Raw genomic sequence first — 20,837 nt, 5'->3', positions numbered from 1 at the left:
TCAGGGTTAATATAATTTTATTGTTTCCGTAAGCAAGGAGTCCCAATCAAACTTGAAGCTAATCAGCGCTTGTCTGCTCCTGCTTGGGCAAGTATCAAATAGTCTAGCAAATAGAACGTTTGATTTTGCTGTGTTGCCTAAAGACTTGGTTGCACCAGCATAATGCCCGAAGGACCAGAGATAGCTTCCTGTTTTTTGTTTACCAAAATATTTATCAAACAAGTTTAAAGTTTTTATATACTGCTTTGAATAATGGGCCAATCTTATTGCCTGATAAGCATACCTTTCTTTAAAAAAAGAACTGTTTGATTTATTATATAAATCTATAGCGGTATTAAGTAATCCATCCATTACAACCGAGTCTTTTTTGGGTTCTTCCCATTTATCAGAATAGGCAACAAAAGGTTCACACAGCTTGGCGTATTTTAAATATTCTAAAGCCAAAATTAATTTGTTTTTATCTGCATAAAGTAAAACAGAATTTGATTTCCACAGTTCACTTACTTTGGAAGATTCATCAGATAAAATTTCTAAATCATTTTTTTTTGTAGCATAAATAAATTTTTCAACGTCGTCAATAGACGGCTTATTATCAAAATACAGTAACCATTCTTTCAGGTTATCGAATCGTGGACCGATACTTCCATCCTCATCGACATCATTAAATATATAGTCTGAGAGAAAAAACGGTTTTAGATAATTGATATCAAAAAGCGAAGCTTCAAATATTTTATAATAATTGTCATATTCATCATAATAAGGTCCGCATCCTCTTGAGTTATCCGAATTAAAGAAAAGAACAAAGCTGCTAATTAAAGCAACCAACAATATTTTCAAGCTTATCTTTATCATAGTTTTTTATAACCTCCCCATTAAGGTGATAGATAGAAACATTAAATTTTTTGTTTTTAATATGCGGAGCAATTAATTCTGCCGCGTTAAGTGTTGTTTCAAAATCAGTTTCTTCTGTGCGAAGATAATCTCCGATTAAAATATAATTACCTTTTAAAGAACATTCTTTAATAGCACGATAAATATTTTTATTTTCTTTTACAAAGTTCGGATTATTTTCTACCTCGCTAGTTCTAAGATCATTGATAAGATTTTTTAATTTACCATTTCGGAACCAGCAAGCCCAGCTAAATGCAGGCAGAACGACATCAAGATCAAGTGGATATTTATCAAAGTTTACCAAATATCTTTTGGCAACGTCTTTATCATAAATAGAGTTTCTTGTTCTCATATCAGAAACATCAGACATATTGTAAAACATCAACATCCCGCGTTTAATAGGTGGAACACCAGTTTGGGTAAAAAACTTTACCTGATGCAATCTTATAGTCGCCGTCAATTCTATCTTGTCTTTTTCGGTTAGCTGTCTGATTTGAGTAATAAGATTAAAATACTTTTCTCTAGTTGTTTCTGTCCAATCGCAATCAAGTTGTAGTTCTTTAATTGTTGTTTTATCAAAAACAGCAAGTTTGCCAAATATTTTTTTATGAATGTTTTGTGATAATTCGGTAACGAGAGAATCTGGGATATTAATAAGCGTTCTGTTTGTTATAAACACAACAGGAATTATTTCAACGCCATCAACTTTTTTTGTCTCAATCGTTACGTCGCCAACGGGAACTGCCGCGCTTATGATTGGATTCCAATCAACATCAAAAAACCTCACATAAAGTTTTTTAATTTTAGTTTCCTTTAGCCAATTTAATTCTTTGTTGGATAACTCAAATTTGGTTTTCCAAAAATAAACTCCGAGAGAAACGTTTTTATTGGAATTGTTTGAGCAAGATAAAGTAAATAGAGAAACGAATCCTGCGGTAAAGAAAAGTAATACAACAAGTGTTTTTTTTATCAAATTTTTCTGCGAATAGATGTTTTATAAAAAATAAAAGGCGCTATTGTTATCCACACCAAAAATAAACTCCAGACTCTGCCTTCTGCAAGATTGTAATCGTGGAAAAGTTTTTGCCAGGAATTACCCATTATGTAATGACCAAATCCAAACTCAAATAGAATTGTTAAACCAAGCCAGATTAAGCCAACAAGAACCGCGTGTTTTATAGATTCTATTTTCCATTTACGGAAGATGAAGTAAAATATTATTCCAAATAAAATAACTCCGGTTGCTGTTGAAATTTGGTGAGCCGCCAAATCTCCTAATGGTTTTTTGTAAATAAGCTCACGTAAGGTTGCATTAAAAATTGCTACAAAAGGAAATGCGAACCACCATAGAATATGTGCGTATGTGTTTTTCATAATAATTTTTTGGGACTCACTTTCTAAGTGGTCCACACCCTTGAATCTATTTTTTTTGAATTAATGAACCCAACTCTTTCAGTGGAAGTTCGTTCATAAGCAATTGTCCATAATGCGGGTGACCATTGTTTTTAATGTGCTCTTCCATGTTAAATTCATTTGCCGGGCGATACCACATTCTAATAAACTGAATTGATGTCTTTGGCAAAGATTGATCCCAATAATCTTTATTAAACCGCATTATTTGAAGACCATCTTGTTTTCCATTAACATTTAAAATAGCATCATCACTGCCGTAATAGGCTGGCGCATTAAGCTCCTCTTCAGTCATTTTATCAACCAATGGTTTAATAAAATCATAGAGCGATTTATCTTCCTTAGCATAAGCCGTCAGCTTTGCATTAACAACTTCTCTTACGGTTAATGGAATCCAGAACTCGGGTCGGCTGGAATTAAAAACTATTAAATTGCCGTCTCCATATAATCTCACTCCCGGTGCAATCTCTTTTACAAGAGGAAAAACGGCAAACAAACCTTTTAACTCACCGATATCAAAATTATTTCCATGTCCGGCTTCCGTATTATTAATATCGATTTCGTAATGCGGTGGCTCTATTGTCCATTTTGTTTCTTTTTCATTCTCAACAATGAATAACTGAAATGCAAAATCCATCTCACATCTATATGCAAAATTATAGTCTCTAGTTTTATATTCTTCATCCCAGATACTGTTAAAAGTTATTGGCAGATCAAATCCCTTTGGCTCTGCCAGCATTTTTAAATTCTTATGAAACCTTTCTGCAACAGAAATTAAATTGTTCTCAAAATTAGCTTTATCTTTTTTAGGAAGATTATTCAAGCTGCTTTTAACAGACCACTTGCCGGGTTTTTCAGACAGAAATCGATTTCCACTTTGTGGAAAAATTATTGAAGACAATAAAAAACACAAAACTAAAATTTTTATTTGATTTGAAAGCATTTTTAATATTCTTTTTTGTTTAAAACAACTTGTACTTCTGTTGGATTAGTTATTTCTTTATAGGCTCCAATGGCGCCAACTCTGGATTATAGGGTTCGAGGGGTGCCAGCTCAGGCATTCCATTTTCATCATGAATCACCGGATCCAAAGGCGCCAATTCAATATAGGGTTGGTTTAAAATGAGTTTTATTTCAATTTTTCTAAAATATTCACCAGCATCACTTTCGTTTTTACTATAATAGCTTCCTATAGATTCAATGGTGTATTTTTTATCAGAACCCTTCAACATAAATGTGTCAAATGGTTTATAATCAGTAATCAATAATGGAGTACAATTTTCAGATTTAGATAAATTATGATCGGGAACGAAAGTAACGTTTGAAAAATCTATATTGCTTGGTGTATCATATGGCATAAGTTTACTTTCAAAGTCATCCCATGAATACGCTTCTCCATTTCCAGTAGAATTGTAAAGACCACCTGTAGGTTCTATCCATATTACATAGGAAGGATTGAGCGGCTGTAAAATACCAAAGGGTGCCATAAAAGATTTAACTTCTACCACCACTCTATCCAATTCATTACTACCTGAGCTAGATGAAATATAGGTACATGTAAAAATTTCATTTCCTTTTTTGTCGTACTTATAACCCATTGATTTATTTTGTTTAATAACCATTACAGGATATTTTTTTTCAAAAGAGGGTTTTGAAAAATCGGCATTTTCATACTTTTCAATATGTGAATACCCCTTTAGAACTGGACAATGATCCAATGGATCGCATTCTTTTCTGGTTTTGGGATTATTGACATATCTTTCCACCCTACTTTTCATGATCTCTGCACTCATAAAACCTGATACTTGGGTTATACTTATTTCATATTCAGGGTCTTTTTTATCGGGATAAGGATGTGTTGTTGAATCATTTACAGTAATAGTATAATATGCCTCAACATAATCGGATTGAGCATATATACGATTGGTAAACAAAAAGATTAGTACAAATCCGATTTGTGCAAAAATTTTCATCATAATCTTTCTAGAATTAAATATTTGGTTTAAAAATTAAAGTTCCAGAATGTTATAGTTTAATAAACTCAACTCTTCTGTTCTTTGCTTTGTTAACACCAGAATCATTTTTTGCTATTGGTTCAGATTCGCCCTTGCCGTCAGTTTCAATTCTGGTTTCATCAATTGAAAAATCTTTTACTAAAGAATTTTTTACAGATGCTGCACGGCGTTTTGAAAGATCAAGATTTGATTTGTCATCACCATCAGAATCGGTATGACCAACAACTTTAATTTTTACAGCTGGATTATCTTTTAACACCTGTGCAATTTCTTTAATTGTTGCAAAAGATTCGGGTTTAATTTTATCTGAATTAACATCGAACGTAATACCGTAAGAAATTAATTTACCTTCGGTTATTAATTTGTTTCTCATATCCGGCAAGCCTGCAGCTATTCTAAAATTACTTATAATTGGGTTAGCATCGTCTGTCGTTTCTATACGGAAAATGTTGTATTTGTAATTTGCCTGTAAACCTTTAGGAACATCTAATATTTTGTTTTCATTTACATAAACCCTAACTCGCTGTTTTTGCACCCAGAAAGAAAGATGATATTTTTCATCTGCATTAAATGTAAAAGCAACCTGACCATTATCGCCCTGCCATTCGCGTGCTTCAGACCAATTATTCCAGAATACAACGTCATAATCCGGTTTCATTTTGAAACCTGCTTGTCCGGGCTGTCCGCCGTAACCAGGATTATCCGCATCTCCAGATAAGAAAAAGAAGTCAATTCCAACGATTGCTTCAGAACCCACAATATTGGTTGGAACAATATCAAACTCAACAGTAAAGTTATCTGTAAAGTCTTCTTTTGTGTAAGGAATGTAATATCCGCCCTTTGTTATTTGAAACCATCTGCCCTCATAATTACTTGCTGTTACAATTTCACCGCTACCATTTGTATTCCATTGAACAGGAAAATCGCCAACTGTTTCTGTGCTAAAGTCATCGTAGAAAATAACTTTTTCTCCTGGAATGAAATCGTATTTAGAATTTATTTTGTTGCCATCTTGTGCAATCGTTAAGCTTGAAATAAAACCACACAAGAAAATCAGAACCACGGAAATGAACAATAAATTTTTCATTATATAACCCTTTTACATGAATTAAATGTTTTTTATTTACAATTTTATAAACTCAACTCTCCTGTTAAGAGCTTTGTTTACAGCTGAATCATTTTTTGCAACTGGCTCGCTTTTACCCTTGCCATCAGTTTCGATTCTAGCGACATCAATTCCAAATTCTTTTACTAAAACATTTTTAACAGAAGCGGCTCTTCGTTTTGATAAATCTAAATTTGATTCGTCATCGCCATCAGAATCAGTGTGACCAACAATTTTAATTTTTACATCAGGGTTATCTTTTAGAATCGCAGCAATCTCTTTTATCGAAGGATAAGACTCCGGTTTTACAATGTCTTTGTTTACATCAAAATAAATTCCGTAACTAATTAGCTTTCCTTCAGTGAGAAGCTTGCTTCGCATATCCGGCAAGCCTGTTGCAATCCGAACATTGCTGATCATGGGCGTGCCATCCGAAAAACGAATCATATTGTACTTGAAATCTTTTGAAATTGCTTTGGGAAGATCAAAAAGCTTTTCTTCACCTATATAAAGTCTTATCCTTTGCTTCTGGACCCAAATAGAAACTCTATATTTATTTTCAGCTTTTAACTTTGGCTCATCTTCTTTTCCTGATATATCGGGGGTTTTGCCTTTATCATTATAGTATGCTTTGCAATAGTTGTTGTATTCAAAACTGAATTTTACTCCAGCATCTCCGGGCCTTGCCAAACCGTATATTAAATCCTTTGGTTTTGAAGTGCTCAACAAATAAAAATTAAAGTTAGTGCTGTTATTCTTTGCATCTTTATGCGGAATAACATCAAATTCTATAGTATAGTTTTCTGGTAATTCTACAGGTGAATCAAGCGTAGTTATTCCTTTTGCATTTGTGATGTTGAACCATCTGCCCTCTGAAACTGTGGTGGTTACAACCTCACCGGAACCAGTTGTATTCCATTGGATTGGAAAATCGCCAATGCTTTCTCCGGTAAAATCATCATAGAAAATGACGTTCTCTCCGGGTATAAAATCATACTTGGATGTTATTGTGCTGGTTTCTTGTGCATTTAGATTTAATGCGAAGAGAAATGAGAAAACAAACAAAACAAGAGAACCCAAGAATAGCTTTTTCATAATACACTTCCTTTGTTTTCTAATATTTTGATAATAACGTTTTTTCAGGGAACCAGTTGAATTACTTAATCCACCTTTACATATTTAGAGGCCAATGTTCCGCAAATAGGACAATTGTTTTCTGGCTTTCCAAACTCAATATGTCCGCAAACAGGACACAGATAAAAATCTGTTACGTCTAAATCTTTCCCTTGTTCGGCGGCGGCAAGTGCAAGTTTATAAAGCTGCGCATGAACATCTTCTGCTTCAACGGCATACTTAAACATTCTTTTAGCTTTGTGATTATCGGTTTCGGCTTGTGCAAGCATTGGAGGATACATCGAAGTATATTCATAAGTTTCCCCATCAATTGCTGCTTTAATATTTTCAACAGTCGAACCAATTCCATCTAATGCGCCAAGATGCCCTTCTGCATGAATTCTTTCTGCTTCGGCTGCAGTATTAAAAAGTTTTGCTATGTTTGGAAATCCATCGCGTTCAGCTTTTTTTGCAAATGCACGATATTTTTGGTTGGCCTGACTTTCGCCAGCGAAAGCTTCTTTGAGGTTTTCTTTTGTAGTTGGCATGATCTATCTCCCTTGAATAAACAAATTATAGAATATATATGTATTAGAATTTCTGTTACAAACTTAGGAAAGTATTAATGAAGAGTAAATGAAGAATTAGACGAAAAAGACATAAGCTTTAACGCTCCTTGGCTAAACAACGTTGGTGGAGGGTATACTCCCGGAGCCAATGTGCCGTGGGCCGAAGCGTAGCGGTTAGCCTATGTTATAGGCATTACGGATCGTAGTTATACACTAATATGCCCAATTTTATCAAGAAATAATTGATTTAGATTTTCAATATCATAGTTTAAATACCCAAAAGGTGCTCTTAATATTCGTATTTGGGAATTGATTTTAATATCCAATTTTTTATGTTTGTGTCCACAGACCAACAATACATTTCGATCAGTAATATTTTTCTCTATAAATTCTAAGTATTTATCACTACCTTCATATGCGTCGAAAGGATCGGGTTGTTCTTTTCTTATAATACAATTTTGATGTGGTGCTGTATGCATCACTAAAATGATATTATTAATAGAGGAAGGTAATTTATAATAGACCTCATTGAACTGATTGAATACTTTTTGAAAAATTTCATGATTTTTCATTTTTTTTTTACGAATTTTCCAATCAGAATTTTTTCTATCAACAAGCCAAATAGAGGAATTGAAATCACTCCAATACATGTTTCCAAATTCACCAATATCATAATCACTTATTTGATATTTGGTATCTAATCTTTTATCTCGTAAAGAATAATCATACCAGCCAACAGTTCCAATTATAGCCATATTTTCAAAAATAAATGGCTCTTTTACAGGATAGATAAAATCATTATTTGAGCATATTGTTGGTAATTCAATTTCATATTTATATGAGCTATCAAAGCCATCTTTTAATTTACTCTTTGATTCAATCCAAAGATCATGATTCCCGGGAATAAATACTTTTCTGCAGTTAATTGATTTAAACCGATACAGCGATTTATCAATTTCATTTGATGTATTTGCTAAATCACCAGCAATAATAAAAATATCGGGTTTATTTTCAATTACATAATCTACCAAATAATCTATGATTTTATTATTATTCTCAGAAATATCGACATGTAAATCAGAAGTATATATTATTTTCATTTATGATTAAATTCCAGTAAACCAGTATTGTTTTTAACTCTTTATTTACCGAAACACAAAATATTTAAATTATTTTCTTACTTTTACCGTTTATAGTCCAACAAAAAATAAGACTTTGCGCATAGAAAATAATAAAAATAACCGATTACGTGAAGTTTGTTTATAATCTTAAACACACGTATAGAAATTCTTATATATTGCATCAATAAAAACTAACATCGTGATTAACGTACTTTCCATTTTCATAAATAAACTTTGCGCTGAAGAATTTATCTTCAAATAACCAGGGAATAAATATTTTATCGCCATCCCAAAGATTTAACTCTGTTAATTTCTTGTTTTCTATCCATGCAAGATTTCCTTCCGGGGAATCAATCAAATTACCTTCAAAATCATTAGCAATAAAAAGAAAAACATACCAATCTTCTTTTCCATCAAACATTGGAAAAGTTATAAATCCTTTCATTGTAATGGACTTGACTCTTAATCCGCACTCTTCTTCAATTTCTCTAATTGCGCAATCTTCGGGTGACTCACCTTGTTCAAATTTACCGCCTAGGCCATTCCATTTTCCTTCGTGATAATCGTTTTGTTTTTTTACACGATGAATCATTAATGTTGATTCTGTTTTATTATCCATTACATAACAAAGTGTGGCAAGTTTCATATGGTGTCCTGATTTTTCCTCTAAAAATTTATGCTATTGCAAAATATACTAAACCAATTTAAGTTCTAATCGATAATAATTTAGAAAAAAATATTTTAAAGATTTTTATTTTTCTATTTGCAGATTTATCATACACATATAAATTAACATATGTAATTATTAAGTTTTATCGGAGAAAATTTATAATGGAATCAAAAGAGTTAAATATGCAAACAACTGACGAAATTGAAAACTCTATTGTGATTAGTGAAGAATATTTATTTGTTTCAGAAGCTTTTTTTGCTGCAAAGAAAAAAAAGAAAGATGAAGACGATGATTTTGACGACGATGAAGAAGAGAAAGACGATTATTATGACGATGACGAAGAAGAAGAAGACGATGATTTGTTTGATGATGAACCCAAAAGCAAGGATGATTTAGAAGATGAATTTGAAATAGATGAATTAGATGAAGATGACCTTTTTGATGACGAGGACGAACCTCCCTTTAATTAAAGCTAACTTTTTAGAGTGAGATTTTTATTTGATTAATAACAATTAAAAATCTCACTCATGTTTTAAACCCTATTCAATATCCCAAAAAAGTATTTTTTAAAAGATAGTTTTTAACATAATCAGTAACTCCAACCTCTAATGATGTTGTTGCTTTTGTGTATCCCGCAGATCTTATCTTAGTAAGATCTGCTTCCGTATAATATTGGTACTTTGCTGCAAGATGTGGTGGCAAATCAATATATTCTATGTTAACAGGTATTCCAATAGCATTAAATAAAGTTGTTACAAGATCATTCCACGTTCTAGCTTTTCCTGCACCAACATTATAAATTCCATTTGTATCGGGTTTATCTAAAAAATATAAAGTCATATCAACAGCATCTTTAACATAGATAAAATCGCGTTTTTGTTCGCCATCTCTGTAATCAGGATTTAGAGATTTAAATAATTTCACTTTCCCAGTACCTCTAGCTTGTTCAAAAGCCTTATGCACAACCGAACGCATATCATTTTTATGATATTCGTTTGGTCCATAAACATTAAAATATTTTATACCAACAATTTTATCCAAAACTTTATTTCGTTTTGCCCACATATCAAAAAGTTGCTTTGAGTAACCATACATATTTAATGGACGCAATGTTTCAATTTTATTTTCATCATCATCAAAACCTAGATTGCCATCGCCATAAGTTGCTGCAGAAGATGCATAAATAAACCGAATATTTTTTTCAACACAATATTTAGCAAGCTCTTTTGTGTAGTGAAAATTATTATTCATTAAGTGGTCAGCATCTTTTTCTGTTGTAGAAGAATTTGCGCCCATGTGTATAATTGCTTCAACATTATAAGGAATTATATCATCCAAAATTTGTTCAATAAAATCATGTTTGTGTATAAAATCTTCGTACTGTAATCCAACCAGATTTTTCCATTTCTCATCTTTACCAAGTTCATCAACAATTATAATATTGCTTTTCCCAAGCTGATTTAATTTCCAAACAATTGCACTTCCGATAAACCCGGCACCGCCTGTAACAACTATCATAACAAAAATCCTTTGTTTTTTAGATAGAGCAATTTAGCCATATTTAATCGAGTTTTAAAGATATGTAGCTTAAGGTTTTCGTTTGATATTAGTCTCATTGACAATGGAATTATAATTTATATATTTACAACAGATATTAATAGTTCTTTTAAAATTGTAATTCTTATCAAGAACGGCGTAGGGAACAGGCCCGCAGATGCCGTAGCAGCCGGTTTAGATTTATTCTAAACGTCGGGTGCTAAATCCTGCCTCGAGTTATTATCGGGGGAAGATGAGATGGAGATTCGTTAAACACCTCTTCATTTCATTGTTAGAGGTTTTTTTATTTTAAAGAGGTTATATGAAAGCAACAGTTAAAAAATTAAAAAAGTTATTGTCGGAACGAATTCTTGTTATCGATGGCGCGATGGGCACAATGATCCAACGCCACAAATTAACGGAGAAAGATTTTCGTGGTGAGCGTTTTAAAGATTACCCATCCGATTTAAAAGGCAACAACGATTTACTTTCTATAACGCAGCCTGAAATTATAAAAGGAATTCACAGAGAATACTTTGCTGCAGGTGCGGATATTGTTGAAACAAATACTTTTAATTCAACTGTTATATCTCAAGCTGATTATAATATGCAATCTCTTGTGTATGAACTGAATTTTGAATCAGCAAAAATTGCTAAAGAAGTTGCAGATGAATTCAATAAAAAATTTCCAGATAAACCAAGATTTGTTGCCGGGGCTTTAGGACCAACAAACAAAACGCTTTCGCTTTCTCCAAACGTTAACGATCCGGGTTACCGCGCAGTAACTTTTGACGAAGTTGCAGAGGCATACTATGAAGCTGCACGCGGCTTAACTGACGGCGGCGCAGATATAATTCTTATAGAAACAATTTTTGATACGCTAAATGCAAAAGCCGCAATCTTTGGGGTTGAAAAATTAATAACACAAAGATCACTAGATATTCCTGTGATGCTTTCCGGTACTATCGTAGATCAAAGCGGAAGAACATTATCAGGACAAACTATTGAAGCCTTTTATACAGCGGTATCCCATGCAAAAAACCTTGTTAGTGTTGGTTTAAATTGTGCGCTTGGCGCAAAACAAATGCGTCCATTTGTAGAAGATCTTTCAAATGTTTCAGACAAGTTTTTATCTGTTTATCCAAACGCTGGCTTGCCGAATGAAATGGGTGGATATGATGAAACTCCACAAACAATGGCAAGCGTGTTAGAAGATTTTCTTAAAAGTGGTTTTGTAAATGTTGTTGGCGGATGCTGCGGTACAACGCCGGAACACATAAAAGAAATCTCACAAATTGTAAAAAATTATAAACCAAGAATTCCCAAAACGCAAGAACCTTATTTGCGCTTAAGTGGACTTGAACCAGTTGTGCTGCGCCCAGATTCAAATTTTATGAATATCGGTGAACGTACAAATGTAACAGGATCAAAAAAGTTTGCTCGACTTATTAAAGAAAACAACTACGATGAAGCTCTGTCTGTTGCTAGAGACCAAGTTGAAGGCGGCGCACAAGTTTTAGATATAAATATGGATGAGGGCATGCTGGATTCTGAAGCAGCTATGACCAAGTTTATTAATTTACTTGAAGCAGAGCCAGATATTGCAAAGCTTCCAATTATGATTGATTCTTCCAAATGGAGTGTAATCGAAGCTGGATTAAAATGCCTGCAGGGAAAAGGAATTGTAAATTCAATTTCACTTAAAGAGGGCGAAGAAGTTTTTAGAGAGCATGCAAGAAAAGTTTTAAGTTATGGAGCCGCCGTTATCGTAATGGCGTTTGATGAAAAAGGACAAGCCGATACTTTGGATAGACGTAAAGAAATTTGCGCTCGAGCATATAAAATTTTAACACAAGAAATTGGTTTTCCTCCGCAGGACATAATTTTTGACCCAAATATCCTCGCTATTGCAACTGGAATTGAAGAACATAGCAACTATGCCGTTGATTATCTTGAAGTCGCAAGATGGATAAAACAAAATTTACCTCTTGCAAAAATCAGCGGCGGAGTGAGTAATCTTTCTTTTTCTTTTAGAGGAAACGATACTGTTCGTGAAGCAATGCATTCAGCATTTCTTTTCCATGCCATAAAAGCTGGAATGGATATGGGAATTGTTAATGCAGGTCAGCTAGAGGTTTATGAAGAGATTCCAAAATCGCTTTTAGAAAAAGTTGAAGACGTTATATTTAATAGAAAACCCGATGCAACAGAACGACTAATTGAATTTGCCGAAACAATTAAAAAGAAAGATAAGGTTGAAGAAAAAGCAGAAGACTGGCGTAAGACATCAGTTGAAGAGAGATTAAAACACGCGCTTATAAAAGGAACTGTAGATTTTATTGATGTAGATGTTGAAGAAATTAGAAAACAGTATTCTCAGCCTATAGAAATTATTGAGGGACCTTTAATGGCTGGCATGAGTGTGGTTGGTGATTTGTTCGGAGCTGGAAAAATGTTTTTGCCGCAGGTCGTTAAAAGTGCAAGAGTAATGAAGAAGGCTGTTGCTATATTAATCCCCTATATCGAAGCGGAGAAAGAAAAAAACAAAAGCACACGAGAACAAGGAAAAGTTTTGATGGCAACCGTTAAGGGGGATGTTCATGATATTGGGAAAAACATTGTTGGCGTTGTTCTTGGCTGTAACAATTATAATGTAATAGATCTTGGCGTAATGGTTCATACTGAAAAAATTCTGCAAACAGCCATAGATGAAAAAGTTGATGCAATTGGTTTAAGCGGACTTATAACCCCTTCACTCGATGAAATGGTTCACGTTGCAAAAGAAATGGAAAGACGCGGAATGAATATTCCATTATTAATTGGTGGGGCAACAACTTCTAGAATTCATACTGCTGTAAAGATTTCTCCAAATTATAGCGGTCCAGTTATTCATGTTTTAGATGCTTCACGAAGTGTTCCCGTAGTATCAAATCTTTTAAATGAAAACGCCATTGAGAGAGAAAAGTATATTCAATCTTTTAAAGATGAGTATATACAATTACGAGACGATTACTCTAAACGCAAATCAGATAAAAATTATATTTCTTTGGAAAAAGCAAGACAGAACAAATTAAATATTAATTGGGAAAAAACGGAAATCAAAAAACCCAATAAGCTAGGCATAACAATTCTTAACGATTTAAATCTTGCTACTTTGCGCGATTATATTGATTGGACACCATTCTTTACTACCTGGGAACTTAAAGGAAAATATCCAACAATATTTGAAGATAAAACTGTTGGAACAGAAGCTAAAAAACTTTTTGATGACGCTAATACACTTTTGGATAAGATAATTTCTGAAAAACTTCTTACAGCAAACGGAGTGGTTGGATTGTTTCCTGCAAACTCAATTGGTTTTGATGACATTGAAGTTTATTCTGATGAATCCCGAAAAGGAGTTAAAAGAGTTCTACACACGATGAGGCAGCAAATTCAAAAATCACAAAGGGAACCCAATGTTGCCCTGGCAGATTTTATCGCACCAAAAGAATCTGGGATAGAAGATTATATAGGTATGTTTGCCGTAACAGCTGGAGTTGGAATCGAAAAGATTGTAGAAAAATTTGAAAAGGAGCACGATGATTATAACAGCATTATGGTTAAAGCAATTGCAGATAGATTGGCAGAAGCTTTTGCTGAGCATCTTCATGAACTTGTTAGAAAAGAATATTGGGGATATGCAACTGATGAAAAATTCTCAAACCAAGAACTAATAAAAGAAAATTATGTGGGGATCCGCCCGGCTCCCGGTTATCCAGCTCAACCCGATCACACAGAAAAGCCAATTATCTTTTCTTTGCTTGATGTTGAAAAAAATACGGGAATCAAACTAACCGAAAGTATGGCAATGTACCCGGCAGCAAGTGTAAGCGGATTATATTTCTCTCATTCCGAATCAAAGTATTTTAGTGTTGGAAAAATTGAGCAGGATCAGGTACTTGATTATCACAAACGCAAAGGAATGAGTGTTGAAGAACTTGAAAAATGGCTAAGCCCGATTTTAGCTTATTAAGTTGTTTTCTGCTTTTAATCAAACAAAATTAGATTAATGTCAGATAATGTGACCTCTAATTCTGTCTTGGTCTAGGCTCAATTGCTGAGTTGTTTGCCAGAATTAATTAAACTATCTTTCAATTGCCTGATTAAAATTTTGAAGTCATACCACAAAAAGTCGTTCTATTTTTAATCCACAGGAAAAAGAGCCGCATAAACAATATGCCCTCTTGTTATTAATATTTTTTTTATAATTATCAGGAGTTACTATGAATATCTTCGTTGGCAATTTGTCAAACGATGTTACTGAAGAAGATTTAAATAATCTTTTTTCAGAGTTCGGACAGGTAAAAGAAGTTAAAATTATTCGCGATATGTTTTCGCAGCAGACTAAAGGATTTGGATTTGTTGAAATGCCTGGGCTTGCAGATGCACAAAAAGCGATTAACGGATTAAACACTAAAGAAGTTAAGGGTAAAAAACTTGTAGTAAACGAAGCTCGCCCTAAAACTGACAGCAGAAAACGCTTTAATGGCGGCGGTGGCGGTGGTGGCCGATCAGGCGGAAGCGGCGGCGGACAAAATAACAGACGCAGATATTAAAATCTTTATAGAGCCGGTTTAAGTTTTTTTAAACCGGCAATTGTTCTAATTGTATTTTAATGTTTATTCCCGCTGCAAACATTTTCTTCTGAAATCACCAAATTACCGCTAAGATATTTTAACACTGCATCTTCTGGAATTTCTTCATTCGTAAGAATTGGTTTGATGTTATTTGCTTTTAAATCCTCGATCAGTCGCCACCCACCATGATTAAATATTAGCGCATTGCAATCTTTTAATCCATCAATTAAGTTATGATGATTGTGTTGATGACCACTTCCTTCATCATGCCGATGATTTTCATGATTGTGGTCGTGATGTTCACCATGGTTTGTAAATGAATTTATTCTGATAACCTTGTCTATGATTTTTGAACCGTCCGTTTCAAATACTAGAAAAGCTTTACACCTTCCAATGTGACCGGCTACCTTTTTGTTATCATTAGTTGCAACAGCTATTTTTAAGTTGTTATTTGATTTTATATTATTTGACATATAATTACTCCTTTATATTTGATAAACAGTTATTACATTTTTTATTTTGCAGCATTGTTCTAGATCTGCATCCACAATTACTGCAAATTTGTTTTGATTTAGCATTAATTGAATGAGGTAAAGTTTCCGAAATACGAATTGCTTTTCCATTAATGATGGCGTCAGCCACTTTTTGGTGTGCTCTGATTATTATTCTTCCAAAAGTTGCGCGAGAAACAAGCATTTTTACCGCAGCCTCTTCTTGGAATAATCCATTCAAATCCGCCAGCCGTATTGCTTCAAGCTCGTCCTGTGCTAGTTCTATTTCATGAAGATCAGGTAAAGAGATTCCGCGTGGTTTAAAATAATATGAAGCAGGACTGCATCTAATCTTTCTTTTCTTTTCGGGTCTTGGCATTTTTCTCTGTGTTTTTAATTATGAGCATATGCTCATAACAAACATAAGCACTTTCTGATAAAAACACAAAAGTAAATTGTTATTAAACTAATCCTTTTTATTTGGCGAGGCTTCAATATCGCTTAAGTGTAACTCTAATGCATCTACTGATATCGCAATTTCTCTAAGCGAAAGAACCAAAGAGACTAAAAGCATAATTAAGCTTAATCCAAAAACATATTCTCCCAATTCAACTTTTCCTGAAAATAAAAGAAACATACATAGAACACATAAAAACAAACTGGCAATTCCCACCCCTTGCATATGTTTGATTAGATATACGCGCTTGCGCATATTTTCGATTTGGCTTAATAAAACATGGTTTGGTTTTTCTTTATAATTCTGATGTAAGGAACGAATTAAAGTAGCAAGAGTTAAAAATCGGTTTGTGTATGCAAGCAGCAATAATGAGATTGTTGGAAATAAAAGAGCGGGAGTGGTAATGTCAATATTCATTTAAAAATCCTTTAATAATACTTTAGTAATAGTTATGCAAAGTTATGAATTATCGGCTATACATATAATTAACCCGTGCTAACTATTGGTTGTAGTAAATATAAAAACCATCATTTTTTCCATAAAATCAGATAGTATAAACAACAATGGGCTTAGAAAACAATAATTAATTAGGTAATTCGCACTATTAGTGTTAATTTTCACGCTCCGGTAATAGGCCGGAATTTTTTTACTATTTATTTTTAGAGGTTCTAGTGAGTACTAAGTTATTTGTGGGTTCTCTCCCATGGTCGGTAGACGACGAAGCATTAAGAGAAGCATTTGAAGGACACGGAAGTGTTGTTTCAGCAAAAGTAGTTAAAGACCGCGATACCGGTAGATCCAGAGGATTCGGTTTCGTTGAAATGGAGAACTCCTCCGAAGCAGAAGTTGCTATGAAAGCATTAAATGATTCGGAATTAAAAGGAAGAAATATCGTAGTTAATGAAGCAAAATCACGCAGCTAATTACATTTTATGATTTGACTTACTTGAGGCGTCCTATGGACGCCTTTTTTATTATACATTTACACTTCTTCTTTTTTTAGTTTTGATCCAGCCACAACACCAATCGCCCCTATCAACGGATTTAATAGCAGCATAAGCAAGGGTGTTACCCAAAAAAAAAAAAACATCTCCCCCCCCCCCCCCACCCCCCCCCCCCCCCCCCCCCCCCCCCAACACCCCCCCCACAAAAAAAAAAAACCCCACCACCCCCAACCCAAAAAAAACCCCCCCCCCCCCCCCCCCCCCCCCCACCCAAAAAAAAAAAAAAAACAAACAAAAAAAAAAAAAAAAAACCCCCCCCCCCCCCCCCCCCCCCCCCCAAAAAAAAAAAAAAAAAAAAAAAAAAAAAAAAAAAACAACAAAAAAAAACCCCCCCCCCCCCCCCACAAAATAACCCCCCCCACCCCCCCCCCCAAAAAAAGGGCCCCCCCAAATTTTTACAAAAAAAAAAAAAAATTTTTTTAAAAAGGGACACCTTTTTCCCAAATTGTATGAGGGGTTTGTATTGAGAGACGTAGAAATTTCTACGTCTCTCTTAGAAAAATCTTTATTTGAAAACGTTATTCTTAACCAATTCTTTTGAATCATAAGGAGCAGATGCCCCGCCAAGATATTTGTTAAACCACTCAAGATGTGAATTATAATAGAGCGGCATTGATTTCACATTGTTTGGCCAATGGCCATCATTTTTAAATATTATTAATCTGCTATCTATTCCTAATGATTGAAGAGTATTAAAATATTGTATACTTTGCGTATAAGGTACACGATAATCTTTTTCACCTGTGATAATTAAAGTTGGAGTTGCAAAATTTTGCACATAGTTAGAAGGCGAAAACTTATTGTATAATTCGGAATTCCATGGCTGCCCACCAAAATCCCAATTTGCAAACCACAACTCTTCTGTGGCGCCCCACATAGATTCTAAATCATATACGCCCATCATTGAAGCTAAACATTTGAATTTTGTTGTATGCCCCTGCAACCAGTTCATCATATATCCGCCATAAGACCATCCCATTGCGCCCATTCTGTTGCTATCCACATAAGGAAGTTTTTCTAATGCTTCGGTAACTTTCATTACATCTTCAAAAACTTTTCCGCCCCAATCTTTGGAAATTGCTTCAGTATAACTGCTACCGTACCCTGTTGACCCATGCGGATTTAAAAACGCAACAACATAACCGGAGCCCGGATAAACCTGCCAATCGCCGCGGAATGAATCCATCCATTGCATTTGGGGTCCGCCGTGTACATTTATTACAAGTGGGTACTTTGTGTATTCCTGATAACCGTGTGGCTTTACTATAAAAACATGAACCGGAACACCGTCAGCACCATCAACCCACATTTGTTCAGCAGGACGAATATCAACTTCTTCCGCTAATTTTTTATTATAAAATGTTATTTGCGAATACATACCGGCGCTTATATTGTAAGTAAATATCTCTGTTGGCTTATCAACAGTTGTAAAAGTTAGATAGAGAGTTTTTCCATCATTACTAGCCTGATAGCCGCGCACTGCTTTATCATCTGTTAATTTGGAAATATTTTTTGTTTGGATATCAACACTGTAAACAGGACTGTATCCATGATTATCCGCTAAAAAACAAATTGATTTTGAATCGGAAGACCATGAAAGATTATCTGTTGTGTAATCAAAACTTTCAGTTAGGATTTCTGATTGAAGTGTTTGAGTGTTGTAAACAGCAACTCTATATCTATCTGCCTCAAATCCCGGAATAACTTGAGTTTTATACGCAATATATTTTCCATCTGGCGAATAAACCGGAGCACCATCCCAGGCATTGTTTGCTAATGTTACATTAACAGAACCAGTTCCTCCAATAGGCAATAAATAAATATCTGTGTTTGTAGAATTAGAAATATTTTTTTCTGGGGTAGATACATAACTTAATACTCTACTATCAGGAGAAAAGGCATACTTTGGTCCGCCGCCAAGCATGTATGTTCCTGAAAGAACATCGCTCTTGACAATAGTTTGATATTTATTTTCTCTTATATCAAATAAAACAAGATAAGACTCTTTTTCTCCTTTGTAATCTGTCCAATGTCTAAACATAAGTTCGTCAGCAATGTATGCCTGCATCGGACCATCTGTGGAAGAGGTATCAAATTTTTTATTGCAATCATTGTCTGTTCCACATTCGGGGAAAAGTTCTGCAACAAAAGCAATATATCTTCCGTCATTGGAAAGCACAGGATCTTGAACTCCGGCATAAAAATCAGTTATTTTCAGGGTATCTTTTGTTTCAAGCGAGTATTTATAAACCTGATTTTTATACATCAAATAAAGTTCATCGTTTGAAGACCAGAAGGGCGAATGTGCTCCGGCTAATTTTTCTGAAACGCTGATAAGCGATGAACCATTAGTATTCATTACATAAACGTTGTTAATTGTTTTACCTTTTGGAAGGTCGTACTCAGTAACCGTATATGCAATTTTATCTCCTGAGTTTGAAAGTACAGGTGTGCTAACGTTTTTTATTTTATATAGATCTTCAATTGTAAATGCACGTTTCTGCGCGCTAACGGAAAACGAAATTAAAATTGCCAAAATAAAGAATATATGTTTTTTTGATTTCATTTTATTTCTCCAATAGTATTAAGGAATAATTGTATTAAGTGCTTTAAAATTAACATCTTTTAGTTAGTTAATAAACAAATTCTGGTATTTAAAATTTAAACAAGTTTAATTTGTATAGGTATTTAACAATTAAAAATACAATTAAAATATTTTCATTTATGTTTTTTGTCCCAACCCCGATCAAAAAATAATGTCAGCAACCTATCAGACAGCCTGAATTGTTAACTCGCAATAGCTGCTAACTGCAAATCGATTCTTTTTGACAATGTTATAAATTATTTACTTATTTGTTTTGTAAAATTTTTATTTAAAGCAAATGAATTTGGGAGTAAAAGTTGTTTTGATTAAAAATCAAATGTTCACGACCATATTAGTGTGGCTTGGGATTTGATTTGTAGTAATGAATTCTAAATATATATTATATACAATACGCGGATGGAAATATGAAACTGTTATTCGGATTTCTGTTCATTTGTTCGGCTCAGCATTTCTCGCAGTCATATCTCAATATTCTATTATCCAACGATAGTTATAAAAATTCTCAAATCAGTGAGTTGAAAAAAATTACATTCAATACCAGTGGTGATGTAATTTATTTTCATTTATCTGATCTTTCGGTTGTATCCGAAAACACTGCAAATATTAAGAGATTTCTTTTTAGTGATACTCCCCAGGGCAATCCGTTGCCTGTTGAACTTTCTTCTTTTAGTGCTGTTCAAATTGGATCAGATGTTCTGCTGAAATGGAGAACAGAGACAGAGTTAAACAATTATGGATTTGATGTCGAGAGGACAATTAATATTATTGGTTCAACCGAGCATTGGGCCAAAATCGGATTTGTTGAAGGTAACGGGAATAGTAATAGCCCAAAAGATTATTCTTTTCGTGATGTTCCAAAAATAGGAAGCAAATACTATTACCGGTTAAAACAAATTGATTCTGATGGAAAAATAGAATACAGCAATGTGATAAACATTGATATAAAAATGCCGAATGAATATGCGATTTATCAGAATTATCCAAATCCATTTAATCCGGCAACAAGCATAACATATAACCTGCCCGCTGATGGAATGGTATCACTTAAAGTTTATGATATGCTTGGCGGTGAAGTAACAACATTGATTAATGAGAATCAGAAAGCAGGGGTATATACAATTCCTTTTAATGGTAGAGATCTATCTAGCGGAATTTACATCTGTAAAATGTCCGCGGATAAGTTTGTTTCTTCTATAAAAATGATTCTTATCAAATAATCTTAAACGGAAAC

Annotated in this window: 20 protein-coding genes and 1 riboswitch; of the genes, 5 read left to right on the top strand and 15 right to left on the bottom strand. The window is 33.9% G+C overall.

What is annotated here, in order from left to right; all coding sequences use genetic code 11:
- Positions 1-6: 6 nt before the first annotated feature.
- From IPJ23_14180 to IPJ23_14135, 10 genes are all read right to left on the bottom strand, one after another.
- Positions 7-852, bottom strand: coding sequence for a hypothetical protein (locus IPJ23_14180; protein ID MBK7631824.1), 846 nt, complete (start codon positions 850-852; stop codon positions 7-9).
- Complete coding sequence (locus IPJ23_14175) at positions 809-1,864, bottom strand: hypothetical protein (protein MBK7631823.1); 1,056 nt, start codon at positions 1,862-1,864, stop codon at positions 809-811. The genes IPJ23_14180 and IPJ23_14175 overlap by 44 nt, the downstream gene beginning before the upstream one ends.
- Positions 1,861-2,265 (bottom strand): hypothetical protein, encoded by a 405-nt coding sequence (locus tag IPJ23_14170; GenBank protein MBK7631822.1) that lies wholly within the window; start codon positions 2,263-2,265, stop codon positions 1,861-1,863. Before IPJ23_14170 ends, IPJ23_14175 begins: the two co-directional genes overlap by 4 nt.
- Before the next feature lie 46 nt (positions 2,266-2,311).
- Positions 2,312-3,244 (bottom strand): hypothetical protein, encoded by a 933-nt coding sequence (locus IPJ23_14165; GenBank protein MBK7631821.1) that lies wholly within the window; start codon positions 3,242-3,244, stop codon positions 2,312-2,314.
- Positions 3,245-3,293: 49 nt separating this feature from the next.
- Positions 3,294-4,274: a hypothetical protein gene (locus tag IPJ23_14160; GenBank protein ID MBK7631820.1), complete on the bottom strand. Its 981-nt coding sequence runs from the start codon at positions 4,272-4,274 to the stop codon at positions 3,294-3,296.
- Between the two features lie 52 nt (positions 4,275-4,326).
- Positions 4,327-5,403 (bottom strand): OmpA family protein, encoded by a 1,077-nt coding sequence (locus tag IPJ23_14155; GenBank protein ID MBK7631819.1) that lies wholly within the window; start codon positions 5,401-5,403, stop codon positions 4,327-4,329.
- Between the two features lie 36 nt (positions 5,404-5,439).
- Positions 5,440-6,516 (bottom strand): OmpA family protein, encoded by a 1,077-nt coding sequence (locus IPJ23_14150; GenBank protein MBK7631818.1) that lies wholly within the window; start codon positions 6,514-6,516, stop codon positions 5,440-5,442.
- A 65-nt stretch (positions 6,517-6,581) separates the two neighbouring features.
- Positions 6,582-7,082 (bottom strand): rubrerythrin family protein, encoded by a 501-nt coding sequence (locus tag IPJ23_14145; GenBank protein MBK7631817.1) that lies wholly within the window; start codon positions 7,080-7,082, stop codon positions 6,582-6,584.
- Between the two features lie 227 nt (positions 7,083-7,309).
- The gene (locus IPJ23_14140) at positions 7,310-8,203 is read right to left on the bottom strand and encodes a metallophosphoesterase (protein ID MBK7631816.1); all 894 of its coding nucleotides are present in this window, start codon (positions 8,201-8,203) and stop codon (positions 7,310-7,312) included.
- Between the two features lie 202 nt (positions 8,204-8,405).
- Positions 8,406-8,870, bottom strand: a complete 465-nt coding sequence (locus IPJ23_14135) for an 8-oxo-dGTP diphosphatase (GenBank protein ID MBK7631815.1) — start codon at positions 8,868-8,870, stop codon at positions 8,406-8,408.
- A 206-nt stretch (positions 8,871-9,076) separates the two neighbouring features.
- Here IPJ23_14135 and IPJ23_14130 point away from each other — a divergent pair, with 206 nt between their 5' ends.
- The gene (locus IPJ23_14130) at positions 9,077-9,364 is read left to right on the top strand and encodes a hypothetical protein (GenBank protein ID MBK7631814.1); all 288 of its coding nucleotides are present in this window, start codon (positions 9,077-9,079) and stop codon (positions 9,362-9,364) included.
- 73 nt (positions 9,365-9,437) lie between these two features.
- Here IPJ23_14130 and rfaD read toward each other — a convergent pair whose 3' ends face one another.
- Entirely contained in the window at positions 9,438-10,412 is a 975-nt protein-coding gene (rfaD, locus tag IPJ23_14125; GenBank protein MBK7631813.1) for an ADP-glyceromanno-heptose 6-epimerase, read from the bottom strand.
- 160 nt (positions 10,413-10,572) lie between these two features.
- A riboswitch (SAM riboswitch) is annotated at positions 10,573-10,690 on the top strand.
- 62 nt (positions 10,691-10,752) lie between these two features.
- On the opposite strand from rfaD, the gene metH reads away from it, so the two are divergent.
- Both metH and IPJ23_14115 read left to right on the top strand, forming a co-directional pair.
- Entirely contained in the window at positions 10,753-14,445 is a 3,693-nt protein-coding gene (metH, locus tag IPJ23_14120; GenBank protein MBK7631812.1) for a methionine synthase, read from the top strand.
- A gap of 250 nt (positions 14,446-14,695) precedes the next feature.
- Positions 14,696-15,028 carry an RNA-binding protein gene (locus IPJ23_14115; protein MBK7631811.1) on the top strand — a complete coding sequence of 111 codons (333 nt, stop codon included), beginning with the start codon at positions 14,696-14,698 and terminating at the stop codon, positions 15,026-15,028.
- 56 nt (positions 15,029-15,084) lie between these two features.
- On the opposite strand, the gene IPJ23_14110 is transcribed toward IPJ23_14115, so the two are convergent.
- The 3 genes from IPJ23_14110 to IPJ23_14100 all read right to left on the bottom strand — a co-directional run bounded on the left by IPJ23_14110 (position 15,085) and on the right by IPJ23_14100 (position 16,414).
- Complete coding sequence (locus tag IPJ23_14110) at positions 15,085-15,522, bottom strand: hypothetical protein (GenBank protein ID MBK7631810.1); 438 nt, start codon at positions 15,520-15,522, stop codon at positions 15,085-15,087.
- A gap of 4 nt (positions 15,523-15,526) precedes the next feature.
- Positions 15,527-15,919 carry a DUF134 domain-containing protein gene (locus IPJ23_14105; GenBank protein ID MBK7631809.1) on the bottom strand — a complete coding sequence of 131 codons (393 nt, stop codon included), beginning with the start codon at positions 15,917-15,919 and terminating at the stop codon, positions 15,527-15,529.
- An 87-nt stretch (positions 15,920-16,006) separates the two neighbouring features.
- Positions 16,007-16,414: a DUF2721 domain-containing protein gene (locus IPJ23_14100; protein ID MBK7631808.1), complete on the bottom strand. Its 408-nt coding sequence runs from the start codon at positions 16,412-16,414 to the stop codon at positions 16,007-16,009.
- Between the two features lie 254 nt (positions 16,415-16,668).
- Between IPJ23_14100 and IPJ23_14095 the strand changes: the two genes are divergently transcribed.
- Positions 16,669-16,920, top strand: a complete 252-nt coding sequence (locus IPJ23_14095; GenBank protein MBK7631807.1) for an RNA-binding protein — start codon at positions 16,669-16,671, stop codon at positions 16,918-16,920.
- A gap of 586 nt (positions 16,921-17,506) precedes the next feature.
- Here IPJ23_14095 and IPJ23_14090 read toward each other — a convergent pair.
- A complete protein-coding gene (locus IPJ23_14090) occupies positions 17,507-19,567 on the bottom strand; it encodes a S9 family peptidase (protein MBK7631806.1) in 2,061 nt (686 codons plus the stop codon).
- Between the two features lie 443 nt (positions 19,568-20,010).
- Between IPJ23_14090 and IPJ23_14085 the strand changes: the two genes are divergently transcribed.
- Positions 20,011-20,823, top strand: coding sequence for a T9SS type A sorting domain-containing protein (locus tag IPJ23_14085; protein MBK7631805.1), 813 nt, complete (start codon positions 20,011-20,013; stop codon positions 20,821-20,823).
- Positions 20,824-20,837 lie beyond the last annotated feature (14 nt).

The sequence above is a fragment of the Ignavibacteriales bacterium genome, assembly GCA_016709765.1.
GTDB lineage: Bacteria > Bacteroidota > Ignavibacteria > Ignavibacteriales > Ignavibacteriaceae > IGN3.
Note: the sequence above shows the minus strand (reverse complement) of the source record. Positions and strands in the feature narration are given on the sequence as shown.

Bases quoted from the DNA above. Each gene is read 5' to 3' on its own strand.
- IPJ23_14180 (MBK7631824.1), bottom strand. From the start codon at position 852: ATGATAAAGATAAGCTTGAAAATATTGTTGGTTGCTTTAATTAGCAGC.
- IPJ23_14170 (MBK7631822.1), bottom strand. From the start codon at position 2,265: ATGAAAAACACATACGCACATATTCTATGGTGGTTCGCATTTCCTTTT.
- IPJ23_14165 (MBK7631821.1), bottom strand. From the start codon at position 3,244: ATGCTTTCAAATCAAATAAAAATTTTAGTTTTGTGTTTTTTATTGTCT.
- IPJ23_14160 (MBK7631820.1), bottom strand. From the start codon at position 4,274: ATGAAAATTTTTGCACAAATCGGATTTGTACTAATCTTTTTGTTTACC.
- IPJ23_14155 (MBK7631819.1), bottom strand. From the start codon at position 5,403: ATGAAAAATTTATTGTTCATTTCCGTGGTTCTGATTTTCTTGTGTGGT.
- IPJ23_14150 (MBK7631818.1), bottom strand. From the start codon at position 6,516: ATGAAAAAGCTATTCTTGGGTTCTCTTGTTTTGTTTGTTTTCTCATTT.
- IPJ23_14145 (MBK7631817.1), bottom strand. From the start codon at position 7,082: ATGCCAACTACAAAAGAAAACCTCAAAGAAGCTTTCGCTGGCGAAAGT.
- IPJ23_14140 (MBK7631816.1), bottom strand. From the start codon at position 8,203: ATGAAAATAATATATACTTCTGATTTACATGTCGATATTTCTGAGAAT.
- IPJ23_14135 (MBK7631815.1), bottom strand. From the start codon at position 8,870: ATGAAACTTGCCACACTTTGTTATGTAATGGATAATAAAACAGAATCA.
- IPJ23_14130 (MBK7631814.1), top strand. From the start codon at position 9,077: ATGCAAACAACTGACGAAATTGAAAACTCTATTGTGATTAGTGAAGAA.
- rfaD (MBK7631813.1), bottom strand. From the start codon at position 10,412: ATGATAGTTGTTACAGGCGGTGCCGGGTTTATCGGAAGTGCAATTGTT.
- metH (MBK7631812.1), top strand. From the start codon at position 10,753: ATGAAAGCAACAGTTAAAAAATTAAAAAAGTTATTGTCGGAACGAATT.
- IPJ23_14115 (MBK7631811.1), top strand. From the start codon at position 14,696: ATGAATATCTTCGTTGGCAATTTGTCAAACGATGTTACTGAAGAAGAT.
- IPJ23_14110 (MBK7631810.1), bottom strand. From the start codon at position 15,522: ATGTCAAATAATATAAAATCAAATAACAACTTAAAAATAGCTGTTGCA.
- IPJ23_14105 (MBK7631809.1), bottom strand. From the start codon at position 15,919: ATGCCAAGACCCGAAAAGAAAAGAAAGATTAGATGCAGTCCTGCTTCA.
- IPJ23_14100 (MBK7631808.1), bottom strand. From the start codon at position 16,414: ATGAATATTGACATTACCACTCCCGCTCTTTTATTTCCAACAATCTCA.
- IPJ23_14090 (MBK7631806.1), bottom strand. From the start codon at position 19,567: ATGAAATCAAAAAAACATATATTCTTTATTTTGGCAATTTTAATTTCG.
- IPJ23_14085 (MBK7631805.1), top strand. From the start codon at position 20,011: ATGAAACTGTTATTCGGATTTCTGTTCATTTGTTCGGCTCAGCATTTC.